The organism is Nocardiopsis sp. M1B1 (assembly GCF_052466615.1).
In genome coordinates this window covers 1,963,156-1,981,870 of record NZ_CP196194.1, presented here as the reverse complement: position 1 = coordinate 1,981,870, position 18,715 = coordinate 1,963,156, and the positions used below count along the sequence as shown (strand labels likewise).

General features: G+C 74.9%; 16 protein-coding genes and 1 riboswitch. Of the genes, 5 read left to right on the top strand and 11 right to left on the bottom strand.

Annotation, left to right across the window (positions count from 1 at the left end; all coding sequences use genetic code 11):
• Window positions 1-148: 148 nt before the first annotated feature.
• Entirely contained in the window at window positions 149-2,860 is a 2,712-nt protein-coding gene (locus ACSTA4_RS08555; RefSeq protein WP_444964125.1) for a protein kinase domain-containing protein, read from the top strand.
• A 126-nt stretch (window positions 2,861-2,986) separates the two neighbouring features.
• Here the strand turns inward: ACSTA4_RS08555 and ACSTA4_RS08550 are convergent, their stop codons facing one another.
• Together ACSTA4_RS08550 and ACSTA4_RS08545 are read right to left on the bottom strand one after the other, a co-directional pair.
• Window positions 2,987-4,942: a sigma-70 family RNA polymerase sigma factor gene (locus ACSTA4_RS08550; RefSeq protein ID WP_444963075.1), complete on the bottom strand. Its 1,956-nt coding sequence runs from the start codon at window positions 4,940-4,942 to the stop codon at window positions 2,987-2,989.
• Window positions 4,943-4,999: 57 nt separating this feature from the next.
• The gene (locus tag ACSTA4_RS08545) at window positions 5,000-5,326 is read right to left on the bottom strand and encodes a YciI family protein (RefSeq protein ID WP_444963074.1); all 327 of its coding nucleotides are present in this window, start codon (window positions 5,324-5,326) and stop codon (window positions 5,000-5,002) included.
• Between the two features lie 139 nt (window positions 5,327-5,465).
• Between ACSTA4_RS08545 and ACSTA4_RS08540 the strand changes: the two genes are divergently transcribed.
• Both ACSTA4_RS08540 and ACSTA4_RS08535 read left to right on the top strand, forming a co-directional pair.
• Entirely contained in the window at window positions 5,466-6,134 is a 669-nt protein-coding gene (locus ACSTA4_RS08540) for a DUF998 domain-containing protein (RefSeq protein WP_444963073.1), read from the top strand.
• 116 nt (window positions 6,135-6,250) lie between these two features.
• On the top strand, window positions 6,251-7,171 hold the full coding sequence (locus ACSTA4_RS08535) for an aldose 1-epimerase family protein (RefSeq protein ID WP_444963072.1): 921 nt from the start codon (window positions 6,251-6,253) through the stop codon (window positions 7,169-7,171).
• A 37-nt stretch (window positions 7,172-7,208) separates the two neighbouring features.
• Here the strand turns inward: ACSTA4_RS08535 and ACSTA4_RS08530 are convergent, their stop codons facing one another.
• The 8 genes from ACSTA4_RS08530 to rpe all read right to left on the bottom strand — a co-directional run bounded on the left by ACSTA4_RS08530 (window position 7,209) and on the right by rpe (window position 14,886).
• Window positions 7,209-7,796 (bottom strand): nucleotidyltransferase family protein, encoded by a 588-nt coding sequence (locus tag ACSTA4_RS08530; RefSeq protein ID WP_212644540.1) that lies wholly within the window; start codon window positions 7,794-7,796, stop codon window positions 7,209-7,211.
• A 176-nt stretch (window positions 7,797-7,972) separates the two neighbouring features.
• A complete protein-coding gene (locus ACSTA4_RS08525; protein ID WP_274976895.1) occupies window positions 7,973-9,133 on the bottom strand; it encodes an XdhC family protein in 1,161 nt (386 codons plus the stop codon).
• A 111-nt stretch (window positions 9,134-9,244) separates the two neighbouring features.
• Complete coding sequence (locus ACSTA4_RS08520; protein WP_444964124.1) at window positions 9,245-9,709, bottom strand: PH domain-containing protein; 465 nt, start codon at window positions 9,707-9,709, stop codon at window positions 9,245-9,247.
• A gap of 248 nt (window positions 9,710-9,957) precedes the next feature.
• A complete protein-coding gene (gene ribH, locus ACSTA4_RS08515) occupies window positions 9,958-10,431 on the bottom strand; it encodes a 6,7-dimethyl-8-ribityllumazine synthase (RefSeq protein ID WP_444963071.1) in 474 nt (157 codons plus the stop codon).
• Between the two features lie 124 nt (window positions 10,432-10,555).
• Entirely contained in the window at window positions 10,556-11,845 is a 1,290-nt protein-coding gene (locus ACSTA4_RS08510) for a bifunctional 3,4-dihydroxy-2-butanone-4-phosphate synthase/GTP cyclohydrolase II (RefSeq protein ID WP_444963070.1), read from the bottom strand.
• Window positions 11,846-11,936: 91 nt separating this feature from the next.
• Window positions 11,937-12,569 (bottom strand): riboflavin synthase, encoded by a 633-nt coding sequence (locus ACSTA4_RS08505; RefSeq protein WP_444963069.1) that lies wholly within the window; start codon window positions 12,567-12,569, stop codon window positions 11,937-11,939.
• Between the two features lie 119 nt (window positions 12,570-12,688).
• A riboswitch (FMN riboswitch) is annotated at window positions 12,689-12,819 on the bottom strand.
• Window positions 12,820-12,971: 152 nt separating this feature from the next.
• Window positions 12,972-13,994 carry a phosphatase PAP2 family protein gene (locus ACSTA4_RS08500; RefSeq protein WP_444964123.1) on the bottom strand — a complete coding sequence of 341 codons (1,023 nt, stop codon included), beginning with the start codon at window positions 13,992-13,994 and terminating at the stop codon, window positions 12,972-12,974.
• 220 nt (window positions 13,995-14,214) lie between these two features.
• Complete coding sequence (gene rpe, locus ACSTA4_RS08495) at window positions 14,215-14,886, bottom strand: ribulose-phosphate 3-epimerase (protein ID WP_248774162.1); 672 nt, start codon at window positions 14,884-14,886, stop codon at window positions 14,215-14,217.
• Window positions 14,887-15,172: 286 nt separating this feature from the next.
• Here rpe and ACSTA4_RS08490 point away from each other — a divergent pair, with 286 nt between their 5' ends.
• Both ACSTA4_RS08490 and ACSTA4_RS08485 read left to right on the top strand, forming a co-directional pair.
• Window positions 15,173-15,565 (top strand): hypothetical protein, encoded by a 393-nt coding sequence (locus ACSTA4_RS08490; RefSeq protein ID WP_444963068.1) that lies wholly within the window; start codon window positions 15,173-15,175, stop codon window positions 15,563-15,565.
• Between the two features lie 3 nt (window positions 15,566-15,568).
• Window positions 15,569-16,780: a hypothetical protein gene (locus tag ACSTA4_RS08485; protein ID WP_444963067.1), complete on the top strand. Its 1,212-nt coding sequence runs from the start codon at window positions 15,569-15,571 to the stop codon at window positions 16,778-16,780.
• 457 nt (window positions 16,781-17,237) lie between these two features.
• Here ACSTA4_RS08485 and ACSTA4_RS08480 read toward each other — a convergent pair whose 3' ends face one another.
• On the bottom strand, window positions 17,238-18,707 hold the full coding sequence (locus ACSTA4_RS08480) for an RsmB/NOP family class I SAM-dependent RNA methyltransferase (protein WP_416024605.1): 1,470 nt from the start codon (window positions 18,705-18,707) through the stop codon (window positions 17,238-17,240).
• Window positions 18,708-18,715: the final 8 nt, after the last annotated feature.

Here is an 18,715-nt window from a genome sequence, read left to right as displayed (position 1 = left end):
TCAAACGGGATGGAGGGAACGACGGGGGACACGGGTCCGGTGCCGCGAACGCCACGCGAACCGCGCCGCGCGGACCTACCCTGGAGGGACCTCGTTCCCCCGCAGGTCCACGACACCAACGCCTATCCGAAGGATGGCTCCGACCCCGATGGTCACGCCCGACCCCGGTGACGAGAACGCGCCGACCCAGCGGATCGAACCCACCGCGCCCACCACACGCATCGGCCCCGACGCGGACCGCACGCCCGCGGCCCGCACGCGCTGGGCCACCCGTGTGTTCCGCCCGGGAACGGCCCCAGGAGGCGACACCGAGCCCACCCGCGTGTCCTCCCCGACCGCGGACCGCACCAGCGTCCTGCCCGGCGCCGGTCAGGCGGACGCCACCCGCACGGCCGCCGCGGCCCCCGGCACGCGCCCCGCCCGCACCATCCCGGGCGACGGCCGCACCGACGGCCGCGCGCCCTGGTGGCGAACCCTGTTCGGCCCGCTCCTGGACTGGATGGCCCGCCTGGTCTCGCGCGTGGTGGTCGGCCCCGCCAGCGACCTCGACTACGCCGTCCCCGCCGAACTGCGCCGCCGCTACCGCGTGCTCGACCACATCGGCGCGGGCGGCGAGGCCGTCGTCTACCTGGCCGAACCCACCGACTCCCCCGGACGCCGACTCGCGCTCAAGGTGTACCGGCCCGGCCACGACATCAACCGCGAACTCCTCGACCGCCTGCGCGCCCGCGGCACCGCCTCGCCGCACACCCCCGCCATCCAGGGGTACGGCACCGCCGCCAGCTCCTGGGGCGAGGACCTGGCCTGGGAGGCACAGGAGTACTTCTCCCACGGCTCGCTGCGCTCGCTCATCGACCAGGCCCCGCTGTCGGACGAGCGCGCCCGCGCCGTGGTCTCCGCCGTCGCCGACTGCCTGCACCACTGGCAGGACGAACTCCAGCACAACCACACCGACGTCAAGCCCGAGAACCTGCTCGTGCGCTCCCTGGACCCGCCGGTCGTGGCGCTCACCGACTTCGGCGGCGCCGTGCGCGCCACCATGAGCCGCGTCTACGGCGGACTGGCGGTCACCGAGGACTACGCCGCGCCGGAGGTCGTCGAGGGCCGCCGCGAGGCGCCCGCGGCCTGGTGGTCCCTGGGCGTGATCGTGCACGAGCTGGTGGCCGGACGCCGCCCCGAGCGCGGCGGCAACTGGCTGACCGCCCGCAACACCGAGGTGGACATCTCCGCCATCACCGACGAGCGCTGGCGCCTGCTGGCCCGCGGCCTGCTCACGCTCGCGCCCTCGGCCCGCTGGGGCCACGACGAGGTCGTGCAGTGGCTGGCGGGCGAGCGCCCGCAGATCCGCGCGGCCACGCGCCTGCGCCCCATCGAGTTCGCCGGAGCCAGCCACGAGGACCCGCCGAGCCTGGCCTTCGACCTGCTCGACCGCTCCGAGACCGGCGCCATGTGGCTGCGCACCCACTGGTCGCAGCTGCGCAGCTGGCTGGACCGCGAGGTCAACGACTACACCTTCGACCGCGCCTACCTGACCGGCCTGGACGCCCACCCCGAACAGGCGCACGTGGCGATCAGCGCTCTGGCCGCCCGCTACGTGCCCGGGATGCCGCCGCGCTTTCGCGGCCACGAAATCAGCGCCGACGGACTGCTGGACCTGGCCACCGGCGACGCCAGCCGCCACGCGGTGGTGCGCGAGGCCGTGACCTCGGGCGCGGTCGGACTGGGCGCCCAGCACTGGTGCCCGCACCCGGCCTGCCGCTCGGGCGGTTCGGGGCGGTGCGCCCTGCTGGAGCGCGTCCAGCACGAGGTGCCCCTGATCATGCGCAAGGTGTCCGAGAACGTCGACCAGCTGGTCGGCTCGGGCCCCGACGCGCCCCGGCGCCCAGACGCCCACGAGACCGACACCGCCTGGGCCAGGGCGGTCGAACTCGTCCTGCTCCCCGACACCGCCTCCCGGAGCCGGTCGCTGCTGCGCCGCCAGTCCTGGCACCCGCGCCAGCGCACCGCGGCCCCGCACGCCCCGTGGTGGGTGGAACAGCGGCGCCTGGCCCTGCGCGACGCCAACGGCCGCGACGCCCTGGCCACCCGGGCAGCCCTGATCACGGCGGTGCTCCTGCTGCCCGAGGCGGCACGGGTCGGCGGCGCGGTCGCCGAGCGCGAGCGCGCCGACGGCAGGGCGCGCCGACAGGACCGGTGGGCGTCGCTGGCCGGTTCGGCCGGTGAACGCTGGTCCCAGGTCCGCGAGAAGGCGGCCGGAGTCCGCGGGCGCGCCGCCGGGGCCTCCGCGACCGGCCGCCCGGAGGGTCCGACCGGCCCGCACCCCTACAACCCCGCCGGACCGCAGGACCCCTCGCTCGACCCCCGCGAACAGGAACGCCGCAGGCGCCGGGCCGACAAGACCATGGGCCAGATCCAGCGGGCGATGAAGGCGGGCGCGTGCCGCCGGTTCGCCTACCCCGCGGCGCTGCTCGGGCTCCTGGACGGGCTGGGCCGCGTGGTGCGCCCGCAGGAGGGCTTCTACCCCGAGAGCGAGTTCGTGACCTCGGCCTACACCGGGCTGCTGGACGCCAGCAACGGCGCCGTCCTGGGCTGGCTTTCGGAGCTGACCGGCGCCGTCACCGGCCTGCTGCCCGGCGACGCGGGCGCGGCGTGGTGGCTGCCGGTGCTGCTGTCGGTGCTGCTGGTGGCGCTGGGCCGCTCGGCGGCCAGCAGGAAGCCCACCTCGCGGGCCCGTCGGCGCCTGGGTGCCTTCCGTCTGGCCGTGGTGGGAACCCTGTTCATGGTGGTGGTGCTGTTGTCCACGGGCCTGCTGGCGCTGGGCTCGGGGGTCCTGATCCCCCTGGACGGCCTGCTCGCCTAGGAGCCTGCCGTGCGGGCACTGGCCCGGACGGCCGCTCGCCGATCCGAGAGCCCGCACGGAACGCTCCCCAGCGGGCCGACCGGGACCACGGGGCGGCCCCCTCCGTCCCGCCGCGCGCGGGTGCGCTCAGGGCCGGAGCCTGCTCAGGGTGTAGCCCCGCCCGGCCGGGTCCAGGGAGCGCGTGGCCCGCTTGAACAGGTACTCCGCACGCGGGTAGGACAGGCGCCCCCGCCCCGTCAGCGGGCACAGGTCGGCCGCGGCGGGGCGCCGCGCCGGTCCCGGACGCCGGTCGGCCAGAAGGAGCGGCCCCCGCTCGCGGCCGGCCACGAGCCCGGGCAGCAGCCGGGCGGTCCCCGACCGCCAGTCCACCCAGCCGTCGCCCGCCCGCGCACGGCGGTCCTCCAGGTCCAGGTCCTCCACGTTGAGCGCCAGCACGGAGTTCACCCGGGCACCGGACTCGTACAGCAGCCGCCACAGCACGCGCTCGCGAAGCGCGAAACCCTCCCCGTCGCACAGGCGCGCCACGGTCTCGGGGTCGAGCGGCACGCGCGGGGAGCGGGTCTCGCCGCGCCGTTCCAGGTCCGCCGCGAGATCCTCCAGCCCCGCCCAGGCGCCGAAGGAGCGCACGGTCGACCGGTGCCGGTTCCACGTGCGCGGGGCCGCACCGCCCCAGGCGGTGGCGAACACGCCCGCCACCCGTTCGGGGGTCAGGTCGGCCAGGGGCAGCCCCTCCCCCAGCGAACGGCACAGCCGGTCCAGGGTCTGGCCGTAGGAGCGCAGCGTCTCGGGGTCCAGGTCCTCGCGGCCCAGGAACTCCCGGGCCGTTGCGCCCAGGTCGGGCCCGGTCGGCTCGGGGACCGCGGTCTCCTCGGCCCGGCGCGACAGGAAGGCGCGTTCGGCGGTGTTCTCGACCAGCAAGGCGGCGCGCTCGAACTCCCGCCTCGCCTCGGCGGCCCGGCCCAGCCGCAGGAGCATGTCGCCTCGCACGCCGGGCAACAGGTGGTAGTCGCGCAGGACCGGGTCCTCGGCCAGCTCGTCGACCAGGGCGAGCCCCTCCCCCGGCCCGTGGGCCCTACCGACCGCCACCGCCCGGTTCAGGCGCACGACCGGGGTGGGCAGCCGGACGACCAACTGGTCGTAGAGGGCGGCGATACGGGCCCAGTCGGTGTCCTGCTCGCGAGTGGCCCGGGCGTGGCACACGGCGATGGCCGCCTGGAGCACGTAGGGACCGGGCGGGCCGCCCGCGTCACGGGCGCGCAGCATGGCGGCGAAGCCCCGGCGCACCAGCAGGGGGTCCCAGCGGCCCCGGTTCTGCTCGTGCAGTCGGATGATCTCGCCGGAGGGACCGGTCCGGGCCCCGGCCCGGGACTGCTGGAGCTCCATCAGCGCCACCAGGCCGTGCACCTCGGCCTCGTGCGGCACCAGTTCGGCCAGGGCGCGGCCCAGCCGCAGCGCCTCCAGGCACAGGCCGGGACGCATCAGGTCCTCGCCCGAGGTCGCCGCGTAGCCCTCGTTGAAGACGAGGTAGATGACGCCGAGGACGGAGGAGAGGCGTTCGGCCAGCTCCCGTCCGTCGGGCAGACCGAAGGCCACCCCCTCCTCGGCGAGCAGCCGTTTGGCCCGCGCCACGCGCTGGGCGATGCGCCCCTCCCCGGTGAGGAAGGCGCGGGCGATCTCCTCGTTGGTCAGCCCGGCCACTAGGCGCAGGGTCAGCGCGACCCTCTCCGGAGAGGACAGGACCGGATGGCAGGTCACGAACAGTAGGCGCAGGACGCCGTCGTCCGGGGCGGGCGGAACCCCGGGGCCGCGCTCCAGCTCGTAGGCGATCTCCTGGTGCTTGCTCTCCAGGCGGTGCTCCCGGCGCAGGCGGTCCAGGACGCGGCGCTTGGCGGCGGTCATGAGCCAGGCGCCGGGGTTGTCGGGGATCCCCTCACTCGGCCACTGCTCAAGGGCGGCGACGAGGGCGTCCTGGGCGCACTCCTCAGCGGCGCCGACGTCGTGCGCGATACGGGTGAGCGAGGCGACGATCCGCGCCGACTCCATCTTCCAGACCGCGTCGACGGTGCGGTGGACATCGGTCACACCGAAGATCACAGCACCGGCCGGGCTCGTGCGCAACCCGGCCGGCGCCGCGGCCGGTCAGGGACCGAAGACCTGCTGGATGACGCTCTCACCGTCGCCGACGATGCGGCGGAAGCGGCGGGCGACCTCGAGGGCCTCCTCACGGGAGCGGACCTCGACCAGGGCGAACCCGGCCACGGCCTCCCTGGCCTCGGTGAACGGGCCGTCGGTCACGGTGATCTCCTCACCGGCGGAGACCATCCGGACGCCGCCGGGCTCCAGCCCCCCGGTGGCTAGAAGGACTCCGGAGGCGGTGAGCTCCTCCACGAACGCGGCCATCTCGACGTACAGGCCCTCGTCGTCGCGGGCGTCCTCGGTGGGGCGGGTGGTCATCAGGAAGCGCACGGCGTGCTCCTTCGTCTCGTTTCGTTGCCTTCGGATACACGTCGAACGAGGTGATGTGACAGGGAACGTCCGCGTTCCCTGTCACATTGGCGTAGCGACGTGAGAGGGAGAAGCACAGAACACGAGAGAGGCCCCGGCCATGATCGCCACCACCGCCACCGCACCCCGTGTCCGCCGCGCCACCGCGGGCACCACCCGCGCGCTGCTCGCCGGCGCGGCCCTCGCGGCACCCCTGTGGGCCGCCGTCTCCCTGGCGCAGGCCGCCGCACGGGAGGGATTCGACCTGACCCGGCATCCTCTGAGCGCGCTCAGCACCGGCGAACTCGGCTGGCTCCAGATCACGAACTTCCTGGTCGCGGGCGCCCTGACCGCCGCCGGAGCCCTCGGGCTGCGCCGATCCATGCGCGATACTCCCGGCGGCACGTGGGCGCCACGACTGGTCCTGGTCAACGGCCTCGGCATGATCGCGGCGGGGCTGCTCGTCATGGACCCGGCCGACGGCTTCCCCGTCGGCTCCCCCGCGGGGATGCCCGAGCAGCTCACCTGGCACGGCTACGGCCACATGGCCGCCGGATCGGTCTCCTTCACCGCGCTGATCGCCGCCTGCTACGTACTGGGGCACCACTACGGCCGCACCGGCCACCGGGGCGCGGCCGCCGCCTCCCGTGTCGCGGGTACCGCTCTGCTGGTCGGAAACGGCTGGGCGATGACCGGAGGCCAGTACGGCCCGCTGACCCTGGCCGTCGGAGCCGTCACCGCCATGCTGTGGGTGTCAACGGTCGCCGCGCTCCGCCTCAGAACCTCCTGAACAACTTCCGTCGCACGCGTCACGTGTCCCGTCGTGTCCCCCCGGCGGGGAGCGTGGGCTATGATCGCCCGGTTCGGCACACGGACGCACGGCGACGACGGGGAAGCAGGTGTCAGGTGGGTGAGGTGATCGAGCTGCGCTCGGGAGAGTACCGAGCGCGCGTCGACCGCACGGGAGCGGGACTGCGGGCGCTCACCTGGCGCGGCCGCGACGTGGTCTGGCCCTACGACGGGGACGGCCCCAAGGCCTTCCAGGGCCAGGTGCTCGCGCCGTGGCCCAACCGCGTGACCGAGCACGGCTACCGCTTCGACGGGGTCGAGCACCGTCCCGAACCCAACGACCCGGCCACCGGCACCGCCATCCACGGACTGGTCCACGACCGGGCGTGGACGCCGACGTCGGTCTCCGAGGACGCGGTCGAACTGCGGCTGGACTTCGGGGGCGGACCCGGTTTCCCCTTCCCCCTGGAGATGACCGTCGCCTACCGGCTCTCCGACGACGGACTGACGGTCGCCACCACCGCCCGCAACCCGGGCGGCTCCCCCCTGCCGTTCGGCCTGGGCTTCCACCCCTACCTCACCTTCGGCGAGCCGCTGTCCGCCCTGGCCGCGCGCGGGGAGTTCGCGCTGGAGGTCACCGCGGGCACCCGCCAGCCGGTGGACGGGCAGATGCTGCCCGTGGGCGACCCCGTCCCCGTGGACGGCGGCGACTTCGACTTCCGCACGCCCGGCCGCCAACTGGGCGACACCGTACTGGACACCGCCTTCACGGAGCTGGAGAGGGACGCCGACGGGCGCGCGTGGGTGCGGGCGAGCGGCCCCGAGCACCGGGTGTCGCTGTGGTGCGACGCCAGCTTCGGCTGGTTGCAGCTGTTCAGCGCCGATACCCTCGGCGGGGACGACCACCGGGCCCACCTGGCCGCCGAGCCCATGACCTGCCCGGCCAACGCGCTGGCCACCGGCACCGACCTGATCGTGCTGGCCCCCGGGGAGTCGACCCAGCACGTGTTCGGCATCCTCGCCGAGCCCCTGGCCTGAGCCCCGGCCCACCGACGCCCACGGCTCCGGGCGGGGGTCAGCCCGAACCGGAGGGCTCCCGGCCCAGCACGTCGCTGAGCCGCTCCAGGTCCTCCACCGTGTCGATGTCCTCCGGGCTGGCGATGTCGTCGCAGGGCACGGCGGTGACCAGATGGGAGTACGCGCGCAGGAACGGGCGCGCCCCCACGTCGTGCACGGCCATGGCGTAGGCCGTCGACCAGTGCTCGCGGCCCAGCAGCACGGGGTTGCGCTGGTTGCCTCGGTAGGTGGCCACCGCGGCGCGGGCGCCCTGCTCGTGCGCCTCCACCAGGCGGCGCACCGCCTCGGGGGTGACCAGGGGCTGGTCGGCCAGCGCGATCAGCACCGCGTCGACCGTGTCGGGCAGGGCGTCGATCCCGGCACGCACCGAGGACCCCATACCGGTCCGCCAGTCGGGGTTGTGCACCGTGTGGGCACCGCGCACCGGGGTGTCGGCGGCGCCCAGCACCACCATGACCGGGGCGCAGCCGCCCGCGGTCAACGTGCGCACGCCGCGGTCCACCAGGCGTTCGCCGCCCACCTCGACCAGCGCCTTGGGCCGCCCGAGTCTGCTCCCCGAACCCGCGGCCAACAGCAGGCCCGCCACCGGGCCCGTACACGTGCGCTCCCCGCCCTGCTCCTGCCCCCCAGTACCCATGACGTGATGATGCCACGCACGGGCGCGCGAGATGGGCGACCTGGCACAGCCCGTCCCACCCTGTTCCGCGACCGCCCCCACCAACCCGCCGTGACCAGGCACTCCGCGGCCCGACGGGTTTCGGTTCACTTCACACGGTGGCCGAATCCGGCCGGAACCAGGGGTTTACCCGACGCGTCGTGGTGGATCCGGCCACTGGTCTCGCGCAGGGCCCGCCCGCTGCCGCCCCACCGCACCTGCACCAGCTCCGCGGCGATCGAGACCGCCGTCTCCTCCGGGGTACGCGCCCCCAGGTCCAGACCGATCGGCGAGTGCAGGCGCGCCAGCTCCGCCTCGCCCACCCCGGCCTCGCGCAGCCGCTCCAACCGGTCCTCGTGCGTGCGCCGGGACCCCATCGCGCCGATGTACCCGGCACGGGTGCGCAGCGCAGCGCTGAGCACCGGCACGTCGAACTTGGGGTCGTGGGTGAGCACGCAGATGGCCGTGCGCTCGTCGATCTGGTCGGCGATCTCGTCCAGGAACACGTGCGGCCACTTGACCACCACCTCCTCGGCGGTGGGGAAGCGCTTGGCGGTCGCGAACACCGGCCGGGCGTCGCACACCGTCACCCGGTAGCCCAGATAGGTGCCCAGGTCCGCGACGGCCGCCGCGAAGTCGATCGCGCCGAACACCAGCATGCGCGGCGCGGGCGCGAAGGACTGCACGAACACCTCCAGCTCGTCCCCGCGCCGCTGCCCGTCCGCGCCGTAGCGCAGCAGGCCCGTGCTGCCCTGGGCCAGCATGCCGCGCACGTCGTCGTCCAGGGCGTCGGCCAGCCTGTCGCTGCCCAGGTCCCCCTCGGCGTGGCCGGGCCAGACCACCCGGCGCCGCCCCACCCGCCCCTGACCGGAGGGGTCGGAGACGATGGTGGCCACGGCGACCGGCTGGTGCTCGTCGACCGCGCCGATCACCGAGCCCAGCTGGGGGTAGGAGGACCGGCTGATCGGCTCCACGAACATGTGCAGCGTCCCGCCGCAGGTCAGGCCCACGCTGAAGGCGTCGTCGTCGCTGACCCCGTAGGTGCGGCGCACGGGGACCCCCGTGCGGATGACCTCCAGGGCCTCCTCGTAGACCGCGCCCTCCACGCAGCCGCCGGACACGCTGCCGACCGCCTCCCCGGAGGCGCTGACCAGCATCGCCGCCCCGGCGTCGCGGGGAGCGCTCTTGTAGGTGTCGATCACGGTGGCCAGCGCGAACGTCTCGCCCGACGCGTACAGGTCGGACACGGCCGCTCGAATGTCGCGCACGCGGTACCTCTTCCACGTTCCGTCGGTGGCTCTCGGTACCAAACTATGTGCCCCGCACAACACTCGGGAGCCACCGATCCTCAGGAATTCGGCGGCTCCCTCGGGAGGTTCCTACGAGCGGTCGGGCTCGCGGCCCTCGCCGCGCTCGTGCAGCAGCGCGCGGAACTCCTCCATGGCGCGCCGGGCGGACTCGCCGTCGGAGCTCTGGATGGCCATCACCGCCAGGGTCGTGCCGTCGGACAGGTCCGCCGAGGGCCAGGGCTCGCCCTCGGGCATCCGCACGTCCACGACCTCCGCCCAGGACAGCACGTGGGTGCGGATGCTGTTGACCACCGTCACACCCTCCTCGGCCGCCACCAGCCGCGGCCGGGCCAGCAGGTGCAGGGCGGCCGCGATGGCCAGGCCCAGGCCCACCATCAGAACCCGGTCCATGACCCCCCAGCTGCCCGGCAGGATCGCCGCCAGGACCGCCAGGGTCGCCACGATCAGCAGCGCCAGGCCGTAGGCGACCCACCGCACCGACCGGGGCCGCCACGTCCTGGGCAGCACCGTCTGCCCCGTCTCCTCGCCGTCCACGGGCTGTTCCCTCGTCCGCACCAACTGCTCCACTTCTGGACCGTGTCCGCCGCGGCCCCGGCACGCCGCCGGGCCGCGTCCCGCGACGCCGTACCGTCGGGCGGACCCGCCAGGACCCGCGGCGCGCACCGCCCGCCACGAACCGCCCGGCGGCCACCCGCCGGATCGGAACCCGCGCGCGACACCTCTTCGACCGCCCGCGTGCGCGGACGGCCCACCACCGTCACCGTGCGCGCCACCGGACCGGATCAGCGGCGCAGCCCGCGCAGGACCGCCGCCGTGTCCAGGGCGGCCAGCGCGGCCTCGGCGCCCTTGTCCTCGGCGCTCCCCGGCAGTCCGGCGCGGTCGAGCGCCTGTTCCAGGGTGTCACAGGTGAGCACGCCGTTGCCCACGGGGGTGGAATGGCGCAGCGCCACCTCGGTCAGGCCGTGGGTGACCGACTGGCACACGTAGTCGAAGTGCGGTGTGCCCCCGCGCACGACCGCGCCCAGGGCGATCACGGCGTCGTGCTTGCGGGCCAGCTCCTGGGCGACCACCGGAATCTCGACCGCCCCGGCCACCTCCACCACGACGGGCTCGGCCGCACCCGAGGACCTCACCACATCCAGGGCTCTGGTGAGCATCGGCTGGACCACGCCCGCGTTCCAACGGGTCACGACGATGCCCACCGACATCCCCGAGGCGTCGACACCGCTGCTGTCGGGGCGTCCTTCACCACTCATGGGCTCCTGCTTCCTCTCCGAACGAACTGTGCGGGCCCCGGGCCGCCGCCGGGGCGGCCACCGCCCCGGCCCGCGGGGGGCGCCGAACGCGAAGCGGCCGGTCGGCCGCGCCGCGAGACCGGTGTCAGCGGGAGACGCCGGTCAGGTCGTGGCCCATGCGGTCGCGCTTGGTGCGCAGGTAGTCGATGTTCTCCTCGGTGACGAAGGAGGGCATCGCCACCCGCTCCTTGACCCGCACCCCGTGCTGCTCCAGCCCCTCCGCCTTGGCGGGGTTGTTGCTCAACAGGCGCACCGACGACACCCCCAGGTCCGCCAGGATCTGCGCCCCGGCGCCGAACTCGCGCGCGTCGGCGGGCAGACCCAGGCGCAGGTTGGCGTCCACGGTGTCCGCCCCCTGGTCCTGGAGGCTGTAGGCGCTCAGCTTGTGCAGCAGACCGATCCCCCGGCCCTCGTGACCGCCCAGGTAGACGAGCACCCCGCGCCCCTCCTCGGCGATGTCGGCCATGGCGGAGTCCAGCTGGGCGCCGCAGTCGCAGCGGTGGGAGCCGAACGCGTCGCCGGTGAGGCACTCCGAGTGCAGGCGCGCCAGGACGTCGGTGCCGTCGGTCAGGTCCCCGTACACCAGCGCGACGTGCTCGGCCCCGTCGGCGGTGCCCCGGTACCCGAACGCACGCCACTGGCCGTACCTGTTGGGCAGGCGCGTCTGGACCGCGCGGGTGACCAGCGGCGGGTGGGCCTCGGCCTCGGTGAGCGCCTCCCCCAGCGCCTCACGGTGGGCGGCGAGCTGCTCGACCGAGACCAGCTTGAGGCCGTGCTCGTCGGCGAACGCCCGCAGCTGGGGCAGACGGGCCATGGTGCCGTCGTCGTTGACGACCTCGGCGAGCACGCCCGCGGGACGCAGACCGGCCAGGCGGGCGAAGTCGACGGAGGCCTCGGTGTGGCCGCGCCGGGCCAGCACGCCGCCCGGGCGGGCGCGCAGCGGCAGGACGTGGCCGGGGCGCACGAAGTCGGCGGGGCCGCTGTCCCGCGCGGCCAGCAGACGGATGGTGCGGGCCCGGTCGGCGGCGGAGATGCCCGTGGTGACGCCCTCGCGCGCGTCCACGGTCACCGTGTAGGCGGTGCGCAGGCTCTCCTCGTTGCGCGCGGTCATCAGCGGCAGGTCGAGGCGGTCCAGGTCCTGGCCCTCCAGGGGGACGCACACCACGCCGGAGGTGTGGCGGATCGTGAACGCCAGGAGTTCGGGCGTGGCGAGCTCGGCGGCGAAGATGATGTCGCCCTCGTTCTCGCGGTCCTCGTCGTCCACCACCACGATGGCCCGCCCCGCGGCGAACTCGGCGACGGCCTCCTCGATCGTGTCGAGGACGACGGCCTGGTCGGTCGGTGTCGTGGCCGGGGTGGGCTCGGTGACGGTCATGGCCGCTCCCTGGATGGGTCGTGGATGTGGGTGGTGTGACGGGCGGCGGCCCGCCCGCGCGGGTCCGCCCCCTCGTGCCGTGCTCGGGCGCTCACGCCCTCGGGCGGACCGCCGCCACGGCGGTGATGCGCTCGACGTACTTGGCGATGACGTCCACCTCGATGTTCACGGTGGCACCGGTGGCCAGAGCGCCCAGAGTGGTCGCCCGAAGCGTCTCCGGAATGAGGCTGACCTCGAAGAACTCATCATCGGCCCCGGGCTCGCTGACCGCGGAGACGGTGAGGCTGGTGCCGTCGACGGTGATCGAGCCCTTCTCGACCACGTACGGCGACAGGTGGGCGGGCAGCCCGAAACGCAGAACGTCCCAGTTGTCGCCGGGATTCCGGGAGACCAGGGCGGCGGTGCCGTCGACGTGGCCCTGGACGATGTGGCCGCCCAGGCGGCCGTCGGCGCGGGCGGCGCGTTCGAGGTTGACCCGGGAGCCCGGGGCCAGGCCGCCGAGGCTGGAGCGGTCCAGCGACTCCTTCATGACGTCGGCGGTGAAGGTGCCCTCACCCCGGTCGACGACGGTCAGGCACACGCCGTTGACCGCGATGGAGTCACCGTGTGCGGCGTCCGAGCTGACCAGGGGGCCTCGGACGGTGAGCAGTACGGCCTCACCCGTGGTGCCCGCGGCCTGGATGGAGACGACCTCGCCGAGTTCCTCGACGATTCCGGTGAACACGCCCTTGCCTTCCCTTCGCCTGGTGGCTCCGGGGTGAGGGGACGCGTGGAGAAGGGTCCACGAACAGGACGGCACCGGGGCCGCGCGTCAGCGGACGCGGGCGGCGAGGGGCCGTCCCGACACGTACTGCCTCCCATCCGGACTTTCACCGTCGGTACCGGAATTCCACCGGTTCAACCGGCCGATGGACTCGGCCGGGTCGCGGACTGTCACCGCCGGTTCGGAATTACACCGACCCCGGAGCACGTGTTGAACTTGCTGGTAGGGATCCTAACCCCTCGTCAACAGGAGCGCCTAGCCCGTGTGACGCGAATCATCGGCTCCCCACCGCCGCCGGTGCGGACGGCGCACGCGCGGGCGGGAACCCCGGCGGGCGTGTCGCCGCGACCGCGCCCCGCCGGTTCAGGGGGTCTCGGCCGCGGCCCCGGGCCGGGCGGCCAGACCGCTGCGGACGAAGGCCTCCGGGGCCAGGAAGGAGGCCCAGAAGGTGATCGCGCCGTAGGCGGCGAAGGACACGGCGGCGTCGGCGAGCCCGCTCAGGTGGCCGAAGAGCACGCTCACGAACACCTGCACCAGCACGATCACCGAGACGCCCAGCACGAAGCGGGCGGCCCGGGAGGCCAGGGTGCCCGCGGCGCTGTACCAGCCGCGCCGGGCGAGCAGGGTGAAGCCCACGAGCCCGCCCAACAGGGTTCCGGCCACGGTGTACAGACCGGTGAGGGTCTCACCGGCCGGGTCGGCGGGGACGGCGCCGATCCACTCCTGGGGGACCGTCCAGTCACCGCGCACCAGCAGCTGCCACACGGTGGCCGCCAGGCAGGGCAGCAGGGCGACGGCCAGGGCGCAGCCCACCCAGCGGGCGGTGCTCAGCCCCAGCCACCAGGAGGTGACGCGCTCCTCCCAGCGCAGGACCGCCCACAGCAGGGCGGCGCCCAGCACCAGCCCGGCCACGACGTCGCTGACGAAGTGCGCGCCCAGGTAGATCCGCGAGAGCGAGACGAGCGCGATGACCGCGACCGCCGCCCACAGCACGGCGCGGCGGCCGGACCTGATGCCGAGGTAGCCCCAGGTGACGGTGGCGCCCTGGGTGTGCCCGGAGGGGATCCCGAAGCTGTTCGAACTCGTGTGGGCCGTGACGCGGGCGTCGAACCAGGGGGGCCGGGCCCCGTAGAGCAGGGACTTGAACAGCTGGTTGACCACGCCGGAGCAGGCCACCACGACGAACAGGCGCGCCCCCAGGCCGGGGTTGACGCACCAGAAGACCAGGGTGAGGGCGAGGATGACGAGCGTGTGGGAGCCCAGGTGGGTGACCAGGCCCAGCGGGTGGGCGAGCCAGTCCCCCAGGCCCTGGAGCCAGAGGATGGGGACGGTCTCCGCCTCCCACAGCGCGTCCATGGCCAGATGCTCGGCGGTCCAAGCGTTCAACGCGTACTCCCAGGGGTCCGCGCCTGGCAACGCGCTCACGCCGCGCCGCTCCCCCACGCGCGCGAAGGCGGAGGGGAAGACGGAGCCGCGACCAAGCGAGATTCACGACTACGAGTCGCACAGCTTAGGGGGAGGCGCCGGGCGGGGCCAGCGAAGGGCGGAACCGTGTCGCGATCGTTGCTCAGACGGACGTTCGGTTGCGAGGGTCGGGGCTCCGGGGTCAGGCCCTGGCGGCCGCCCCGGTGGCGAGGGCGCGCAGGGACTCCACGGCCTTGGCCGGGTCCTGGGCCCCGTAGACGGCCGAACCGGCGACGAAGACGTCGGCTCCGGCCTCGGCGGCCCGCTCGATGGTCTCGTCGCTGACGCCGCCGTCGACCTGGAGCCAGACGGAGGCCTCGCGGCTGTCGAGGATCTCGCGGGCCCGGCGGATCTTGGGCAGGACCACGTCGAGGAACTTCTGTCCGCCGAAGCCGGGTTCGACGGTCATGAGCAGGAGCATGTCCATCTCGCCGACGAGGTCGGCGTAGGGCTCGACGGGCTCGGCGGGGTTGAGGGCCAGGCCCGCGCGGGCGCCGAGGCGGCGGATCTCGCGCAGCGTGCGCACGGGGGCCCCGGCGGCCTTGGCGTGGATGGTGACGCTGCCCGCGCCCGCTTCGGCGTAGGCGGGGGCCCAGCGGTCGGGCTCCTCGATCATCAGGTGGCAGTCCAGGGGGGTGTCGGTCGCCTTGAGCAGGGACTCCACGATGGGCAGGCCGAGCGTCAGGTTCGGGACGAAGTGGTTGTCCATCACGTCGACGTGGAGCCAGTCGGCGGACGGGGACACGGCGGCCGCTTCGTCGGCGAGGTGCGCGAAGTCGGCGCTCAGGATGCTGGGTGAGATCTGGATGGCCACGCGTGCAGTGTAGCCATGGCGGTCGGGGGCGGGTGGTCCGGGTGCGGGGCCCGGAACTGGGGGGACGTGCGGAGATTTTCCTTCTTCCCCCACTGTCGGGGGTCTTTTCACGGCGGATCTTTACGGCGTAGATCACAAATCGCCCTTTTCGGACATGAGGAGTGGCCGAGAGGAGTGGGGGGAGGGCGTCCGCGCGCACCGGGCACGGCCCCCGGGGAGGTGGGGCCCGTGCCGGGTGCCGTGGCGGGCGCCCGCGCGCAGGAGCGGCCGGGAGGACGGAAGGTCCATGAACGAGGACACCGCGGCGGGGCTGGGCGTGGTCTGCGAGCACGCCCGCGACATCCGGGACCGGCTGGAACCGGTGCCCGGCGGCCCCGCTCTGGTCGACGCGGTGCTCGGGGCCGCGCGAGGCGGCGGGGACGTGTCGGCGGAGCTGGCCGCGCTCCAGGAGGCCCTGGTCACCCTCGACGGGCGCGGACTGGCCGCCCACGCCGACGGAGTGCGCCTGGTGGGTTCGGGAGGCGCGGCGGTGGCCGGGACAGGCCTGCCCCGCCCCGCCTCCGCCCTGTACGGGTGCCCCCGGGGCGGGTGCGCGCGCACGTGGGAGCCCACACCGGCCGAGGACGTGCCGGTCTGCCTGGTCAGCGGCGCCTCCCTGCGTCCGCCGCGGGGGCGGTAGGCGGTGGGCGACCTGTGGGCGGAACTGGGCCGAAGGCTCACCGAGAGGTGGGTCAGCACCCTCGCGCTGCCCGGCGCCCTCTACCTGGCGGTCGCCACCGCCGCCTACGCCCTGGGCTGGTCCGGGGCGTGGGACGTGGGGCACCTGGCCGAGCGGGTCACCGGATGGGCCGCGGACCCGCGTGTGGACACCTTCGGCGGTCAGGCCCTGGTGCTGGCCGCCGTGGTGGCCGGGAGCACCGCCGTGGGCCTGGCCGCCCGGGGGCTGGGCTGGCTGGTCGAGCGCCTGTGGACCGCCGCGGACTGGGAGCGGTGGCCGCCGCCGCTGCGCGGCTGGACCGGGCGGTGGGTGCGCTCGCGCCGCGCGCGCTGGGACCGGCTGCGCGGGGAGGTCGAGCGAGCGCGCGGTGGGGGCGGGGAGGCGGAGCGGAGCGAGGAGGCCGGACGGGCGCGGAACCGGGGAGGGGAGGCGGAGCGGGCGCGGCGAGGGAGCGGGGAAGCCCGGCAAGCGCGGGGCAGCGGCGGGGAGGAGGCGTTCGCGAAGGCCTACGACCGCATGGCGAGGATCTCCCCCGAGCGGCCGGAACGCCCCACCTGGTGCGGTGACCGGATCGCGGCCGTGCGCACGCGGCTGGCCCGCGACCACCGCGCGGACCTGGCCGTGCTGTGGCCGCACCTGTGGCTGGTCCTGCCGGAGGAGGAGCGCGTGGAGGTCACCGCGGCCCGCGAGGACCTGGCCCTCGCCACCGGGCTGACGGCGTGGGCGCTGCTGTACCTGCCGCTGACCGTGTGGTGGTGGCCCGCCGCGCTCGTCGCGGCGGCCGTGGCAGGGATCGCGTGGGTGCGTGCCCGGTCCGCGGTCGGGAACTACGCCACGCTGGTGGAGGCCGTCGTGCGCCTGCACGCGGTGGAGCTGGCCGACCGGGTGGGGGTCGCGCACGAGGGGGTGTTCAGCGGGGAGCTGGGCGAGCGGCTGACCCTGCGCCTGCGCGCGAGTATGCCACCGGCGCCCGTGCTCGCGCCTTCGGTGTCCGCGCCCGTGCCGCCGGTGGCCGTACCTCCGGTGGCCGCGTCGCCAGCTCCGGCGCCGGTGCCCCCGGCAGCCGAGACCCGGCCTCCGACAGCCGAGTCCCGGTCTCCGGTACCCGAGCCCGCACCGCCGTCGGCAGCGGACGCCGCTGCCCCCGGTCGGGAGGGTGAAGGACCCCGGAGATAGCGGACAGCGCCGCCCACGAGCCCGAGGACGAGGGACCCCAGCGGTGGCGAACGCCGCCCTCGACAGCGGACACCGCCGAACCCGGGTCGGAGGACGAGCGGCACGAGCGGCACCATCGGTGGCGAACGCCTTGGTCGACAGCGGACACCGCCGAACCCGGGGCCGGGGAACGAAGGGCGCCCCGCCCCCTCGGACGGGTTGTCCACAGGGCCCCGCGGAAGGGCGCGCAGAGCCCTGCTCTGGTATCGGGGGCGCCGCGGGCGTCCGTCGGCGCGGTGACATGCCCCCGTGTTCCAGTGTGACCGGCAGCCCCGCTCCCACCCACCCCGGATCTCCACCTGTGGACGAGCCCGGGCGCTCACCGGCCCGGGCCGGTGAGGGGACCACAGCGCGAGCGGCCCCCACGGCTTCAGGACCGCTCGGACCCAGGACCGCTCGGACCTAGGACTGCTCGGACCTAGGACTGCTCGGACCTGCGCAGCAGCGCCAGGAACATCGCGTCGGTCCCGTGCACGTGCGGCCAGAACTGGACGTACCTTCCCTCCGGACCGGCCGCGAGGTCGGGCACCCCGTCCAGGTAGTCGGCGGCGCGCAGCAGCGTGAGGTCGTCGCGCTCGGCGAGCACCCGGCGGACGATCCCGTCGGTCTCGTCCAGGTGCGGCGAGCAGGTGACGTAGGCGACCACTCCGCCGGGGCGCACCGCCTCGACCGCGCTCGTCAGCAGGTCGTGCTGGAGCGGCGCCAGCTCGGCGGCCGAGCCCTCGGTGCGCCGCCAGCGCGACTCCGGGCGTCGGCGCAGCGCACCCAGGCCCGTGCACGGCGCGTCCACCAGCACCCGGTCGAAGGCCCCCGGCCGCCAGGCGGGCCTGGTCCCGTCGGCGACCACGACCCGGCCCGCGTCGCGCGGGGAGCGGCGCACCGCGCCCGCGACCAGTCCGGCCCGCGCGGGCTGCACCTCGGCGGCCAGCAGGCGGGCGTCGCGCTGCCCGGCCAGGGAGGCCAGCAGACCGGCCTTGCCGCCCGGTCCCGCGCACATGTCGAGCCAGCGCGCGTCGTTCCCGTGGGCGTCCACCCTGGTCAGGGCGAGGGCGACCAGCTGGCTGGCCTCGTCCTGAACCGCGGCCCGGTTCTGGTGCACCTCACGGATCGCCGCCGGGTCGCCCTCGGGCAGGTAGGCGGCGAACGGCGAGTAGCGGGCCTCCTCGGCACCGGCGGCCACCAGGTCGGCGACGGTGGCGCGGCCCGGCTTGGCCACGAGGGTCACGCGGGGGCGCTCGTTGTGCGCGGCGAGCAGGCGCTCGGTCTCGACCAGCCCGTTGGCGGACCGCTCCCCCAGCGCCCGGGCCAGCTCCTTGACCATCCAGCGCGGGTGGCTGTGCACGACCGACAGGTACCCGCTGGGGTCGGTGGCGCGGTCGGGGGCGACCACGGCCGTCCACGCGTCCAGGTCGCGGGCGGAGACCCTGCGCAGGACGGCGTTGACGAACCGGCCGCGGTGGTGGCCCACGACCCTGCGGGCCAGGTCCACGGTGGCGCTGACCGCGGCGTGCGGCGGGATCTTGGTGGACAGCAGCTGGTGGGCGCCCAGGCGCAGCAGCGGCAGCGCCTCGGTGTCCACGGAGGCGAGCGTGCGGTCCACGCAGGCCTCCAGGATCGCGTCGTAGGTGCCCTGGAGGCGCAGGGTCCCGTAGGTCAGCTCGGTGGCCAGAGCCGCGTCGCGGCCGCTGATACCGCGTTCGCTGAGCAGGGCGGGCAGCAGCAGGTTGGCGTAGGCGTCGCGCTGGCCCACCGCGCGCAGCACGTCGTAGGCGACGCGGCGTGCGGGGTCGCGGGGCCGGGACTGTCCGTCCCCGCTCCGGCCGCCGCCCTGCGCGGGCTTCCCGCCGCGGCGGGGACGGCGGTACGGGGATCGGGACTGCTCGCTCAACGTGTGCT

Bases quoted from the DNA above. Each gene is read 5' to 3' on its own strand.
- ACSTA4_RS08555 (WP_444964125.1), top strand. From the start codon at position 149: ATGGTCACGCCCGACCCCGGTGACGAGAACGCGCCGACCCAGCGGATC.
- ACSTA4_RS08540 (WP_444963073.1), top strand. From the start codon at position 5,466: ATGATCGCCACCACCGCCACCGCACCCCGTGTCCGCCGCGCCACCGCG.
- ribH (WP_444963071.1), bottom strand. From the start codon at position 10,431: ATGAGTGGTGAAGGACGCCCCGACAGCAGCGGTGTCGACGCCTCGGGG.
- ACSTA4_RS08510 (WP_444963070.1), bottom strand. From the start codon at position 11,845: ATGACCGTCACCGAGCCCACCCCGGCCACGACACCGACCGACCAGGCC.
- ACSTA4_RS08490 (WP_444963068.1), top strand. From the start codon at position 15,173: ATGAACGAGGACACCGCGGCGGGGCTGGGCGTGGTCTGCGAGCACGCC.